Genomic DNA, 12,809 nt, shown 5'->3' with positions numbered 1-12,809 from the left:
GGATCCAGTACTCCACCGTCGCCAAGCCGACCTCGGACCTCGTCGGCAAGACGATGGAGATCATCACGTCCCTGCAGCAGGGTGACGGGTTCCCGGAGGCCACCGAGCAGGTCGACAACGGCGTGAAGGACGTCGACGTCTACCTCCTCGACCCGGTCGTGGTGACGAAGGCGAACATCAAGGAGGTCTTCGCCAACGACCCGAGCCGCCTCGCGCTGCTCAACTAGCTGGACGAGACAGGGAAGGCCGACCGTGCGAGCACGGTCGGCCTTCCCTGTCTCGTTCAGCCGTCCCTCGCTCGTTCGGTCCTCGCTGTCGCGTCCGGGCCTTCGCCCGACGCACGCGCGCGCAGGTCACCCTGAGTCAGCGCAGCAGCCCGAGCGCGCGCACCGCGTCGCGCTCGTCGATGAGCTCGGCCACGGAGGCGTCGATCCGCGCGCGCGAGAACGCGTCGATCTCGAGCCCCTGCACGATCTCCCACCGGCCGTCCACGGAGATCACCGGGAACGAGCAGACCAGCCCCTCGGGCACGCCGTAGGACCCGTCGGAGATGCGCGCGGCCGACGTCCAGTCCCCCTCCGGCACCCCACGCCGGCGCAGGTGGCCGTGGTCGATGATCGCGCTCACGGTCGATGCCACCGAGGATCCGCCGCGCGCCGCGATGATCGCGCCACCCCGGGCGGCGACGGTGTCGATGAACGGTCCCTCCGCCCAGGCCCGGTCCACCACCTCGAGGGCCGGCATGTCGGCGATCAGCGCGTGCCGCAGGTCGGGGTACTGCGTCCGGGAGTGGTTGCCCCACACGGTGACGCGGGAGATGTCGCCCACGCTGAGCCCGGTCCGCAGCGCGAGCTGGGCGAGCGCGCGGTTGTGGTCCAGCCGCGTGAGCGCGGTGAAGCGCTCCCCCGGCACGTCGGGCGCGTGCGCCGCCGCGATCATCGCGTTGGTGTTGGCCGGGTTGCCGATGACGAGCACGCGGATGTCCTGCGCCGCGACGTCGTTGATCGCCGCACCCTGCGGCCCGAAGATGCCCGCGTTGGCCTCGAGCAGGTCGGACCGCTCCATGCCCGCGGTGCGCGGCCGGGCGCCGACGAGGATCGCGATGTTCGCGCCGTCGAACCCGATCCGGGGATCGGCGGTGACGTCGACGTCGAGCAGCAGCGGCGACGCGGCGTCCTGCAGCTCCATCGCGACGCCCGCGGCCGCGGCCACGGCACGCGGGTGCTCGAGCATCCGGACCCGCACCGGGGTGTGCGGGCCGAACATCTCCCCGCTGGCGACGCGGAACAGCAGGGCGTACCCGATCTGCCCTGCCGCTCCGGACAGCGTCAGCGTCACCGTCTGCCGCATGGTTCGGTCACGCACTCGAGGTCCTCCCGCCACTGGCCGACACCCGCGATGGCGCCTGGCGTCGGCCGCACCGCCGGGAGCCTCCCCGGCTCGTCGCGAGGAGGTCCGTCCCGAGGGTAGCGAGGATCGCCCGCCGCGTCCGCCCGACAGCGCACCCACCGCCCCCGAGCGAGGTTCGGTATCTTGACGTCGAGAGTTCTCATCCACCCCGAGCACCCCCGGGAGTCCTCACATGGCCACGATCATCTACACGCACACCGACGAGGCACCGCTGCTCGCGACCTACTCCCTCCTGCCGATCGTCGCGGCGTACGCCTCGACGGCCGGGGTGGAGGTGGACTCCCGCGACATCTCCCTGGCCGCGCGCATCCTCGCGAAGTTCCCCGACTCGCTGACCCCGGAGCAGCGGGTCGGCGACGCGCTCGCCGAGCTGGGCGAGCTCGCCACGACGCCCGAGGCGAACATCATCAAGCTGCCCAACATCTCCGCGTCGATCCCGCAGCTCAAGGCGGCGATCGCCGAGCTCCAGGGCCAGGGCTTCGCCGTCCCGGACTACCCCGAGAGCCCGGCCACCGACGACGAGCGCGCCGTCCGCGCCGCGTACGACAAGGTCAAGGGCTCCGCGGTGAACCCGGTGCTGCGCGAGGGCAACTCCGACCGCCGCGCACCCGCCTCGGTGAAGAGCTACGCCAAGGCCCACCCGCACCGCATGGGCGCGTGGAGCCCGGACTCGCGCACGCGCGTGGCGACCATGGGTCAGGACGACTTCTTCGCCAACGAGCGCTCGGTGGTCATGCCCGCCGACGACACCCTCACGATCACCCTCGTGGGCGCCGACGGCACGCGCACCGTGCTCAAGGAGAGTCTCCCGGTCCTCGCGGGCGAGGTCGTCGACGCCACGTTCATGAACGTCGCCGCGCTGGACCGCTTCCTGGCCGAGCAGATCGCCGCGGCCAAGGCCGAGGGCGTGCTGTTCTCCGCCCACCTCAAGGCCACGATGATGAAGGTCTCGGACCCGATCCTGTTCGGCCACGTCGTCAAGGCGTTCTTCCCCGCCCTTTTCGAGGAGTACGGCGACCAGCTCGCCGCCGCGGGCGTCTCCCCCAACGACGGCCTCGGCGCTCTGCTCGCCGCCGTCGACCGGCTGCCCGACGGCGAGGCCATCAAGGCGGCGGTCGCACAGGGACTCGCGGACGGCCCGGCCCTGGCGATGGTCGACTCCGACAAGGGCATCACCAACCTGCACGTCCCCAGCGACATCATCATCGACGCCTCGATGCCCGCGATGATCCGCGGCGGCGGCAAGATGTGGGGCCCGGACGGCAAGGAGGCGGACACGCTCGCCGTCATCCCGGACTCCTCCTACGCCGGCATCTACCAGGCGGCGATCGACGACTGCCGCACACACGGCGCCCTCGACCCGGCGACGATGGGCTCGGTCCCGAACGTCGGCCTCATGGCGAAGGCAGCCGAGGAGTACGGCTCGCACGACAAGACGTTCGAGATCCCGGTGGCCGGCACCGTCGAGGTCACCGACAGCGCCGGTCACGTGCTGCTGCGCCACGACGTGCAGCCGGGCGACATCTGGCGCGCCTGCCAGACCAAGGACGCCCCGATCCGGGACTGGGTCAAGCTCGCCGTGACGCGCGCCCGGGCCACCGGGGCGCCGGCGGTCTTCTGGCTCGACGAGGCGCGCGCCCACGACGCGGTGCTCATCGCCAAGGTGCGCGAGTACCTGCCCGAGCACGACACGAGCGGCCTCCAGATCGAGATCATGGACCCCGCCAGCGCGTGCGCGCTGTCCCTGCAGCGTGCCCGCCGCGGCGAGGACACCATCTCGGTCACCGGGAACGTCCTGCGCGACTACAACACCGACCTGTTCCCGATCCTCGAGCTCGGCACGAGCGCGAAGATGCTGTCGGTCGTCCCGCTGATGAACGGCGGCGGCCTCTTCGAGACCGGAGCCGGCGGCTCGGCGCCCAAGCACGTCCAGCAGCTGCTCAAGGAGAACTACCTGCGCTGGGACAGCCTCGGGGAGTTCTTCGCGCTCGCGGCCTCGTTCGAGCACCTCGCGACGACGACGGGCAACGCCCGCGCGCAGATCCTCGCCGACACGCTCGACCGCGCCACGGGAACGTTCCTCGACCGCGACAAGTCGCCCACGCGCCGCCTCGGCGGCATCGACAACCGCGGCTCGCACTTCTACCTCGCCCTCTACTGGGCGCAGGAGCTCACCCGCCAGACGGCCGACGGCGAGCTCGCCGCCGCGTTCGCCGACCTGGCCGCGACGCTCGCGGCGCAGGAGGAGGCGATCGTGGCGGAGCTCGTCGCCGTGCAGGGCAGCCCCGTCGACCTCGGCGGCCACTACCGCCCCGATCCGGCGAAGGCCGAGGCGGTCATGCGTCCGAGCGCGACCCTCAACGAGGCGATCGACTCGCTCACCCGCTAGCCCGCCCGCAGGCCCCTGGGACGCGGGTCTCGCGACCCGGGACGCCTCGACTTCCAGGTTGCACACAGGCTGCGCGTGGAAGGATGTCCGACGGCGTCGCCGCGCGCCCACCCGATCTCTCCCGTCAGGAGCACCATGTCCACCACCCTTCCGCCCGAGTCCGACGCCGAGGCGTCGGCCGTCCTGATCGACGAGGTCGCCGTCGAGCCCGGCTACTCCCTCTTCGCCCGCGTGGGCGCCGAGGTGTTCGGCACGTTCGTCCTCGTCCTCGTCGGCGTCGGTACCGCGCTCTGGTCCGCCGTCAGCGGCGTCGCCGGTTCCGGCCTCGCCGTCCCGCTGGGCTTCGGCATCGCGGTGCTCGGCGCGGCGAGCGCCGTCGGCCACGTGTCCGGCGGCCACTTCAACCCGGCCGTGTCGCTCGGCGCCGCGATCGGCGGTCGCATCGGCTGGCTCGACATGCTCGTCTACTGGCTCGCCCAGATCGTCGGCGGGACGGCCGCCGCCGCGCTGCTGTTCTTCCTCATCCCGTCCGGCCTCGCGGACATCACGGGCAGCTCGAACCGGGCGTGGTTCTCCTCCACGAGCAACGGCTTCGGCGACCACTCCCCGTTCTCGACGGCGGCCCAGGGCGCTGCGACCTTCGGCCTCGGCGCCGCGATCATCATCGAGGTCGTGGCGACCGCGGTGTTCGTCGGCGTCATCCTGGGCGTGACCGACAAGCGCGCCAACGTCACGAACGCACCCGTCGCGATCGGCTTCACGCTGTCGGCGCTCATCGCGCTCACCGTGCCGTTCACGAACGGCTCGCTCAACCCGGCCCGCTCGCTCGCCACCGCCCTGTTCTCCGAGGGCTGGGCCATCCAGCAGGTGTGGGTGTTCTGGCTCGCACCCCTGCTCGGCGGTGCGATCGCCGCGCTCGTCTACCGACTCGTGACGCCGGTCCCCGTGATCGCTGGCGAGTGGCCGGAGACCGAGATCACCGAGGAGGTCGTGCTGGCCGAGGAGAGCGACCCCGAGCCCGACGCGCTCGACGCCCTCCTGGCCCGTCAGGCCGCCGCGGTCCCCACGACCGAGGAGACGCCCGAGGTCGAGACGCCCGAGGTCGAGACGCCCGAGGTCGAGACGCCCGAGCAGCGCGACGGCGAGGCGCCCCGCGCGTAGCCCGCTCGCACACCGAGCACCACGGCGAAGGGCCGCGGCGAGTCACCTCGCCGCGGCCCTTCGTCGTCCCGCGCCTCAGCCGAGCGGCACGAGGTCCGGCCCGAACGACAGGTAGCCGATCCCGACGGCGAGCAGCACCAGCGCCGTGACGTCCCACCAGCGCGCCCGCGCGATCACCCCGCGCCCCGGCGTGGCGAGCCGTGCGGCGGCCAGGACGAGGAGGCCGATCGCGAAGGTGCGCAACGCCGTCGGGACGTCCGCGACCACCGTGAGCGGCACGAGGAGCGCCGCGAGGAGCAGGCAGGCCCAGCCCAGGCGGGTGAGCCGACGCGACGCGGCGAGCGCGGCCGTCTCGGCCGCGGCGCGCTCGGCCGGATCGGTCGCCGCAGGCGTGGGGTCGGTCACGCCACCCACGGTATCCGTCTCGCTCAGTGCGCGAAGTGCCGCGTGCCGGTGAGGTACATCGTCACGCCGGCGGCCTGCGCCGCCGCGATCACCTCGGCGTCGCGCACCGACCCGCCCGGCTGCACGATCGCGCGCACCCCGGCGTCGATGAGGACCTGCGCGCCGTCGGCGAACGGGAAGAACGCGTCCGACGCCGCCACGGCGCCCCGCGCGCGCTCCTCGCCGTGCCCGTTGGCCCGCTCGACGGCGAGGCGGCAGGAGTCGACGCGGTTCACCTGACCCATGCCGACCCCGACCGAGGCGACGACCGCGGAGTCCTCGCTCGCCGTCGCGAGCAGGATCGCGTTCGACTTCACGGCGCGCACCGCGGTCCACGCGAACTGGAGGGCGTGCAGGACACCCTCGTCGGCGGCCTCCCCCGCCACGAGCGTCCAGCGCTCGGCGGAGTCGGAGGCGCCGTCGAGCTCGGCGTCGACCGTGTCGACGTCCTGCACGAGCAGGCCGCCGGAGATGGGCCGCAGCTCGCGCCCGCCACGGTGCGGCTCACGCACCGTGAGCACGCGCACGTTCTTCTTCCGGGTGAGGACCTCGAGGGCGCCGTCGGCGTAGGACGGCGCGAGCACGACCTCGGTGAACACCTCGGCGATGCGCTCGGCCATCGCGACGGTGACCTCGCGGTTGCTCGCGATCACGCCGCCGAACGCCGACACGGGGTCGCACGCGTGCGCGGCGGTGTAGACGTCCTCGATCGCCGCGTCCGGCGCGCCGGTCGCGATGCCGCACGGGTTGGCGTGCTTGATGATCGCGACGGCGGGCCCGGCCTGGTCCCACGCGGCGCGCCACGCGGCGTCGGAGTCGACGTAGTTGTTGAAGCTCATCTCCTTGCCGTGCAGCTGCGTGGCCTGCGCGAGGCCAGGGGCGGCGGCGTCGGAGGTGTAGAGCGCGGCGCGCTGGTGCGGGTTCTCGCCGTAGCGCAGCACCGAGGCGCGCTCCCACGTCGCCCCCACCCACGCGGGCGAGTCGCCGTCGCCCGCGACCTGCGCGCCCATCCAGGTCGCGACGGCGACGTCGTAGCTCGCGGTGTGCCGGAAGGCCTGGGCGGCGAGCGTGCGGCGCTGGGCGAGCGTGAAGCCGCCGGCCTCGACCGCCGACGCGACGTCGTCGTACGCCGCCGGGTCGACGACGACAGCGACGCTCGGGTGGTTCTTCGCGGCCGCGCGGACCATGGACGGCCCGCCGATGTCGATGAGCTCGATGCACTCGTCCTGGCTCGCGCCGGAGGCGACCGTCGCCGTGAACGGGTAGAGGTTGACGACCACGAGGTCGAACGGCTCGATGCCCTGCTCCGCGAGGGCCGCGACGTGGCTCTCGAGGCGGCGGTCGGCGAGGATCCCGGCGTGCACGCGGGGGTGCAGGGTCTTGACGCGGCCGTCGAGCATCTCGGGGAAGCCGGTGAGGTCCTCGACCTTCGTGACCGGCAGGCCGGCGCCGGCGATGGTGCTCGCCGTCGAGCCGGTGGACACGAGCTCGACGCCGGCGGCGACGAGCCGCGTGGCGAGCTCGACGAGGCCCGTCTTGTCGTAGACCGAGACGAGGGCGCGACGCACCCTCACGACGTCGGGGGTGGTGGCGGTGAACGAGGCGTGCACAGGGACAGGCTGAGACATGGTGCTCCAGACGACCGGATCGGTGAGGTCGGGCTGCGGGCCCAGGCGATCGGCTCCGCAGGGTCTCGAGCCGCCGTGCGACTCACCCAGCACTGGGCCGCTCCCCGGTGGTGCTCCACCGGTTCGCCAGTCACGGCCCGCGGCCACTCTACCGGCCGAGTCGGACCCGGCGTCCCTCGACCCTCCAGCCCTCGCGCGCCATCCGCCCGACGACGTCGACCAGCTGGGCCCGCTCGGCGACCTTGATCCGCTCGGTGAGGGCGTCGACGTCGTCGTCGTCGAGCACCGGCACGACGGTCTGAGCGATGATCGGCCCGGTGTCCACGCCCGCGTCGACGACGAAGAGGGTGGCGCCCGCGACCTTGACGCCGTGCGCCAGGGCGTCGGCGGGGGCGTGCATCCCCGGAAAGGCCGGGAGCAGCGCGTTGTGGGTGTTGAGATACCGCCCCGGGAACGCCTCGAGGAACGCGTCGGCGACCAGCTTGAGGAAGCCCGCCGAGATGACGAGGTCGGGCCGGTGCTGCGCGACCGCCGCCGTCAGCGCGCGGTCCCAGTCGGCCCGCTCGGCGTAGTCGGACACGCGCTCGACGAACGTGGGGATGCCGCGCTCGACGGCGAGCGCGAGTCCCGCAGCGGACGTGCGGTCCGCGCCCACCGCCACGATCTCGACGCCGTACCCGGGATCCTCCGCGGCGGTCAGCAGGGCCGCGAGGTTCGACCCGCCCCCGGAGATGAGAACGACGACGCGGGTGGGATTCACGCAGGCGAGGTTACCGCGAGCGCCTGCGGCGCAGCCGCGGGAGGCGCGGCCGGGGCACGGCGGCAAGCGCGGTGTCGATGATCGCCGCGACGTCGACCCCGCGGCGCTCCGCGACCACCAGGACCGCACCGACGCCCGCGACGGCGACGGCGACCACGGCCGCGACTGCGAGGCCGAGCGCCGCGGTGGTGCCGACGACGGCGAGCGGGCCCACCGAACCCCCCGAGAGGCCGCCCAGGACGGCGGCGGCGAGGCCCGCCGTCGTGGCGGCCACGGCGCCGACGACGCCGCGCGCCCGCCAGTCGCGGGCCCGCGCGAGCGGCGCCACGAGGGCACCCGCCGCAACGAGGACCGCCAGGACGAGGATCCACCGCCCCGGGCCGGGCCCGGTGTCCGGCACGGCGGCGAGCACGGGCAGGGCGGGCAGGGGTCCGGCGGTCGCGGCGTCGCTGGTCACGACCACGGCGCCGATCGAGAACCCGGGCCCGACGAGCCACGAGAGCGCCCAGACCACGAGCGTGGGCAGGGCCAGCAGCTGGGTCGCCAGCAGCAGCAGGGTGCTCACGACGTCGGCGCCGAAGCTCTGCTGCACCGCGAGCACGGCGCTCGCCCGGACGACGAGCGCCAGGACGAGCGTGGCGGCGGCGGTGCCGAGCAGCGCGAGGAGCACGCGTCGACCGGCTCGCAGGCCCGCGAGACACCACGTGGGCCACCCCTCGCGGGCCGTGACCGGCGTGGACCGCAGCCACCCGGCGACCGCGCCGCCCACGAGCACGAGCGCGGTGGTGAGGACGGCGCCGAGGGTCGGGGTGGCGCCCGCAAGGCGGTAGCCGCCGGCGACCACGCCGCCGGCCGCGAGCACGGTGGCCAGCAGCGACACGGGGTTCGCGATCATCGCGCGGCGCACGGCACCCGCCAGGAGCGCTGCCGTGACGAGCGTGAGGCCGATCGGCACGAGGGTGACCACGGTGCTGCTCGCGGGGGCGATCGCCGTGGCCGGGGTCGTCACCACCAGGGGCTGGCCGAAGGAGAGCAGCCAGCCCGAGGTCGCGTTGCGCGCCGCGTCGAACCAGCTCGCCTCACCCAGCACGGGGGCGGCGACGGTCGCGATGTACGCCGCGACCACGGGCACCACGAGCACGAGCCACGAGAGCACGCTCGCCTCGAGGCCGGCGCGCACGGCGCGCCCGATCTCGCGCGCGACGGCGCCGAGGTCGCGCCTCGCCCGGACGGCGGGACGCACAACCGAGCGGCCGTACTCCCCCGTGCCACCGACGGTCGCGAGCTCCTGGGTGCTCGTCGGGTCGGCGTCGCCGTCGGACCACTCGTCGTCGTCCGACCACTCACCCTCGTGGTTCGTCCACTCGGCGTCGGCCCACTCGCTCTCGTCGGCCCACTCGCTCTCGGGGTCGTCACCGCGCGACCAGGCGTCCGCACGCTCGGACCGGGTGAGCTCGCCGGTGTCGTCCGCCGAGGTCGCCGAGGTCGCCGGCGCGCCGCCCGACCCGGCGATGCGAGGCCGGGCGGGGCGGACACGGGGAGCGGGAGGTCTGGCCATCGCGACCATGCTGCAACCCCCACCCGGACGCGGGCGGGTGCCACGCCGTCGGGCGCGCGGGTCGCCCACCCCACGAGCACGACGCAGAACGGCCCCCGCCGCGAGGGCGAGGGCCGTTCTGCGCGTGCGGGGCGACTCAGCCGAGCAGCTCGCGTGCGAGCTGGGCGGTCTCGCTCGGCGTCGTGCCGACCTTGACCCCCGCGGCCTCGAGCGCGACCTTCTTCGCGGCGGCCGTGCCGGAGGAGCCGGACACGATCGCGCCCGCGTGCCCCATCGTCTTGCCCTCGGGTGCGGTGAAGCCGGCGACATACCCCACGACGGGCTTGGTCACGTGCTCCTTGATGTAGTCGGCGGCGCGCTCCTCGGCGTCGCCCCCGATCTCGCCGATCATCACGATCACCTCCGTCTCGGGGTCGGCCTCGAACGCCTCGAGGGCGTCGATGTGCGTGGTGCCGATGATCGGGTCGCCGCCGATGCCGATGGCGGTGGAGAACCCGTGATCGCGCAGCTCGTACATCATCTGGTAGGTCAGGGTGCCGGACTTCGAGACGAGGCCGACCCTGCCCGGACCGGTGATGTTCGCCGGGATGATCCCGACGTTCGACTTGCCCGGGCTGATGATGCCGGGGCAGTTCGGGCCGATCAGCCGCACGCCCTTGGCCTGCGCGAGCGTGAAGAACTCGGCGGTGTCCGCGACGGGCACGCCCTCGGTGATGATCACGACGAGCGGGATGCCTGCCTCGATCGCCTCGACGACCGCGCCCTTGGTGTGCGCGGGCGGCACGAAGATCACGGAGACGTCGGCGCCCGTGGCGGCCATCGCCTCGGCGACCGACCCGAAGACCGGGACGTCGACGGACGAACCGCGGGAGTCGCCGTCGGGCAGGTCGAACGACACGGACGTGCCCGCCTTGCGCGGGTTCACCCCGCCCACGATCTGGGTGCCGGACGCGAGCATCCGGGTGGTGTGCTTGGTGCCCTCGGAGCCGGTCATGCCCTGGACGACGACGCGGGAGCTGGAGTCGATGAAGATCGCCATGGTGGTTCGGAAGTCCTTCTGTTCGGTCCGGTCGGCGGGGGTCAGGAGGCGTTGGCCAGCTCGGCAGCCTTGTCGGCGCCGCCGTCCATCGTGTCGGCGAGCGTGACGAGCGGGTGGGCGGCCTCGGCGAGGATCCGCCGGCCCTCCTCGACGTTGTTGCCGTCCAGGCGCACGACGAGCGGCTTGGTCGCCTCGTCGCCGAGGATGCCGAGCGCCGCGACGATGCCGTTCGCGACGGCGTCGCACGCCGTGATGCCGCCGAAGACGTTGACGAAGACGCTCTTGACCTGCGGGTCGCCGAGGATGACGTCGAGGCCCGCGGCCATCACCTCGGCGGACGCGCCGCCGCCGATGTCGAGGAAGTTCGCCGGCGTCACGTCGCCGTGCTTCTCACCCGCGAGGGCCACGACGTCGAGCGTGCTCATCACGAGGCCCGCACCGTTGCCGATCACGCCGACCGAGCCGTCCAGCTTGACGTAGTTGAGGTCGTTCTCCTTGGCCTTCGCCTCGAGCGGGTCGGCCGCGGCCTTGTCCTCCAGCTCGGCGTGGTCGGCGTGGCGGAAGTCAGCGTTCGCGTCGAGCGACACCTTGCCGTCCAGCGCGACGATGCGGCCGTCACCGGTCTTGACCAGCGGGTTCACCTCGACGAGGGTCGCGTCCTCGGCCTGGTAGACGCCCCAGAGCTTCTGCAGCACGTCGGCGACCTGGTCCGCGACGTCCGCGTCGAACCCCGCGGTCGCGACGATCTCCGCTGCCTTCGCCGCGTCGATGCCCACGGTCGGGTCGACCGGGACGCGCGCCAGCGCCTCGGGACGTTCGACGGCGAGCTGCTCGATCTCCATGCCGCCCTCCTTGCTGGCCATCGCCAGGTAAGAGCGGTTCGCGCGGTCCAGCAGGACCGAGAAGTAGTACTCCTCGGCGATGTCGGCGCCCTGCGCGATCATCACGCGGTGCACGGTGTGTCCCTTGATGTCCATGCCGAGGATCTCCGCGGCGCGGTCCGCGGCCTCCTGCGGCGAGCGTGCGAGCTTGACGCCGCCCGCCTTGCCGCGGCCGCCGGTCTTCACCTGCGCCTTCACGACGACGACGGCGGAGCCCAGCTTCTCCGCTGCGGCGCGCGCCTCCTCGGGCGTGGTGGCGACGATGCCGCCGAGCACGGGCACACCGTGCTTCTCGAACATGTCTCGCGCCTGGTACTCGAACAGGTCCACCGGGTTCCTTCCGTCGGGCGAACAACTCCGTCCGTCGAGGTCTCTCGACGTCAAGAGATTCCGCGTCCCAGCCTATCCCCTCGCCTGAGCCCGCCCCAGCCCGCGTCGATCCAGGGGGTGTGCCGTCCGCCACGTCGCGCCTACGGTGGTGGCACGCCGTGCGTGACCGAGCAACGACCCGAGCTGCGAGCGAGAGGGAGCGAGCATGTCCGAGAGCACACCCGAGGGCACCCACCAGCAGGCCGAGCCTTCGGTGTGGTGGGAGCTGCCCACCACGAACCTCGCCGAGTCCGCCGCGTTCTACGACGCCGTCTTCGGGTGGCGCACCGAGCCCTTCGGTGAGGGCTACCTGGTCCTCTACCTCGGCGAGCGGATGATCGGCGGGCTGTTCGAGGTCGCCGAGGGATCGATCGGGGACGGTGCGCGGGTCACCTTCGACGTCGTCGACCTCGAGGCCACGCTCGCCCGCGTCCAGGGCGAGGGCGGCACGGTCGTGACCGAGCGCGCCGAGATCGGCGGCGACATGGGCTGGTGGGCGACGTTCCGCGACCCCGTCGGCCTGCTTGTCGGCGTCTCGACGTCGAACCCTGCCTGACCCGCCCCCGCCCCGCGCCCCACCCCGCGCCTCACCGTTCGGGGTGGAACGCCGCTCGAGGGCGAGGGGTTACCCTCGCCCAGCACCGGGCGAACCCTGCCCGATCACCCGACCCCTCACGAAGGAGCCGTTCATGTCCATCATCGGTTCGATCATCGCCGGCATCATCGTCGGCGGTCTCGCCCGGCTCGTGATGCCCGGCAAGCAGAACATCTCCGTGCTCGTGACCATCCTGCTCGGCATCGTCGGCGCTCTGCTCGGCTGGCTCATCGCCGGCTGGCTCGGGGTGCAGCAGACCGACGGGCTCGACTGGATCCGCTGGATCATCTCCATCGTCGTGGCCGCGATCGCGATCAGCGTCTACCTCGGGATCCGGGGCCGCAGCAGCACCACCCGCTGAGCCACCTCGACGAGAAGGGGCCCCGTCCGGCGCGGACGGGGCCCCTTCTCGTTCGCGGACGACGCCTGCCGCCGCGAGGCGCGACCGTAGGACATAGGTCCCTGGTGGCGCCTGTGACAGGGATCACAGGCTGGACGGGAGGGCGCCGCTCGGCGCCCTCCCGGTCGCTGCGGACTGCCACGATCAAAGGAGATCTCATGGCCACGTCGTCGCG

At 73.1% G+C, this 12,809-nt stretch carries 11 protein-coding genes, 1 pseudogene and 1 riboswitch; of the genes and pseudogenes, 5 read left to right on the top strand and 7 right to left on the bottom strand.

All coding sequences use genetic code 11. The features are described from left to right. Positions 1 to 227: pseudogene (locus tag FH969_RS13685) on the top strand (substrate-binding domain-containing protein); the annotation flags it as partial. 136 nt (positions 228 to 363) lie between these two features. Here the strand turns inward: FH969_RS13685 and FH969_RS13680 are convergent. Beyond that, a complete protein-coding gene (locus tag FH969_RS13680; RefSeq protein ID WP_108719291.1) occupies positions 364 to 1,350 on the bottom strand; it encodes a malate dehydrogenase in 987 nt (328 codons plus the stop codon). A 232-nt stretch (positions 1,351 to 1,582) separates the two neighbouring features. On the opposite strand from FH969_RS13680, the gene FH969_RS13675 reads away from it, so the two are divergent. Together FH969_RS13675 and FH969_RS13670 are read left to right on the top strand one after the other, a co-directional pair. Next, positions 1,583 to 3,799 (top strand): NADP-dependent isocitrate dehydrogenase, encoded by a 2,217-nt coding sequence (locus FH969_RS13675; RefSeq protein WP_139987697.1) that lies wholly within the window; start codon positions 1,583 to 1,585, stop codon positions 3,797 to 3,799. Between the two features lie 135 nt (positions 3,800 to 3,934). Further along, positions 3,935 to 4,960, top strand: coding sequence for an aquaporin (locus FH969_RS13670; RefSeq protein ID WP_139987695.1), 1,026 nt, complete (start codon positions 3,935 to 3,937; stop codon positions 4,958 to 4,960). A gap of 75 nt (positions 4,961 to 5,035) precedes the next feature. On the opposite strand, the gene FH969_RS13665 is transcribed toward FH969_RS13670, so the two are convergent. The 6 genes from FH969_RS13665 to sucC form a co-directional block, all read right to left on the bottom strand. After that, a complete protein-coding gene (locus FH969_RS13665) occupies positions 5,036 to 5,365 on the bottom strand; it encodes a hypothetical protein (RefSeq protein ID WP_139987693.1) in 330 nt (109 codons plus the stop codon). A 23-nt stretch (positions 5,366 to 5,388) separates the two neighbouring features. Continuing rightward, positions 5,389 to 7,032 carry a bifunctional phosphoribosylaminoimidazolecarboxamide formyltransferase/IMP cyclohydrolase gene (gene purH / locus FH969_RS13660; RefSeq protein ID WP_139987691.1) on the bottom strand — a complete coding sequence of 548 codons (1,644 nt, stop codon included), beginning with the start codon at positions 7,030 to 7,032 and terminating at the stop codon, positions 5,389 to 5,391. A gap of 62 nt (positions 7,033 to 7,094) precedes the next feature. Next, positions 7,095 to 7,176: riboswitch (ZMP/ZTP riboswitch) on the bottom strand. A 4-nt stretch (positions 7,177 to 7,180) separates the two neighbouring features. Then, positions 7,181 to 7,792, bottom strand: a complete 612-nt coding sequence (gene purN / locus FH969_RS13655) for a phosphoribosylglycinamide formyltransferase (protein ID WP_139987690.1) — start codon at positions 7,790 to 7,792, stop codon at positions 7,181 to 7,183. A gap of 10 nt (positions 7,793 to 7,802) precedes the next feature. Beyond that, positions 7,803 to 9,350: a cell division protein PerM gene (locus tag FH969_RS13650; protein ID WP_139987688.1), complete on the bottom strand. Its 1,548-nt coding sequence runs from the start codon at positions 9,348 to 9,350 to the stop codon at positions 7,803 to 7,805. A 136-nt stretch (positions 9,351 to 9,486) separates the two neighbouring features. After that, the gene (gene sucD / locus FH969_RS13645; RefSeq protein ID WP_139987686.1) at positions 9,487 to 10,389 is read right to left on the bottom strand and encodes a succinate--CoA ligase subunit alpha; all 903 of its coding nucleotides are present in this window, start codon (positions 10,387 to 10,389) and stop codon (positions 9,487 to 9,489) included. 41 nt (positions 10,390 to 10,430) lie between these two features. Next, positions 10,431 to 11,600, bottom strand: coding sequence for an ADP-forming succinate--CoA ligase subunit beta (gene sucC / locus FH969_RS13640; protein WP_108719285.1), 1,170 nt, complete (start codon positions 11,598 to 11,600; stop codon positions 10,431 to 10,433). 205 nt (positions 11,601 to 11,805) lie between these two features. Between sucC and FH969_RS13635 the strand changes: the two genes are divergently transcribed. Both FH969_RS13635 and FH969_RS13630 read left to right on the top strand, forming a co-directional pair. Beyond that, entirely contained in the window at positions 11,806 to 12,195 is a 390-nt protein-coding gene (locus tag FH969_RS13635) for a VOC family protein (RefSeq protein WP_108719284.1), read from the top strand. A gap of 133 nt (positions 12,196 to 12,328) precedes the next feature. Beyond that, positions 12,329 to 12,595 carry a GlsB/YeaQ/YmgE family stress response membrane protein gene (locus FH969_RS13630; RefSeq protein ID WP_108719283.1) on the top strand — a complete coding sequence of 89 codons (267 nt, stop codon included), beginning with the start codon at positions 12,329 to 12,331 and terminating at the stop codon, positions 12,593 to 12,595. Positions 12,596 to 12,809: the final 214 nt, after the last annotated feature.

The organism is Miniimonas arenae, from assembly GCF_006351005.1.
Classification (GTDB): domain Bacteria; phylum Actinomycetota; class Actinomycetes; order Actinomycetales; family Beutenbergiaceae; genus Miniimonas; species Miniimonas arenae.
Note: the sequence above shows the minus strand (reverse complement) of the source record. Positions and strands in the feature narration are given on the sequence as shown.

Bases quoted from the DNA above. Each gene is read 5' to 3' on its own strand.
- FH969_RS13670 (WP_139987695.1), top strand. From the start codon at position 3,935: ATGTCCACCACCCTTCCGCCCGAGTCCGACGCCGAGGCGTCGGCCGTC.
- sucD (WP_139987686.1), bottom strand. From the start codon at position 10,389: ATGGCGATCTTCATCGACTCCAGCTCCCGCGTCGTCGTCCAGGGCATG.
- FH969_RS13675 (WP_139987697.1), top strand. From the start codon at position 1,583: ATGGCCACGATCATCTACACGCACACCGACGAGGCACCGCTGCTCGCG.
- FH969_RS13680 (WP_108719291.1), bottom strand. From the start codon at position 1,350: ATGCGGCAGACGGTGACGCTGACGCTGTCCGGAGCGGCAGGGCAGATC.
- FH969_RS13650 (WP_139987688.1), bottom strand. From the start codon at position 9,350: ATGGCCAGACCTCCCGCTCCCCGTGTCCGCCCCGCCCGGCCTCGCATC.
- FH969_RS13635 (WP_108719284.1), top strand. From the start codon at position 11,806: ATGTCCGAGAGCACACCCGAGGGCACCCACCAGCAGGCCGAGCCTTCG.
- purH (WP_139987691.1), bottom strand. From the start codon at position 7,032: ATGTCTCAGCCTGTCCCTGTGCACGCCTCGTTCACCGCCACCACCCCC.
- FH969_RS13630 (WP_108719283.1), top strand. From the start codon at position 12,329: ATGTCCATCATCGGTTCGATCATCGCCGGCATCATCGTCGGCGGTCTC.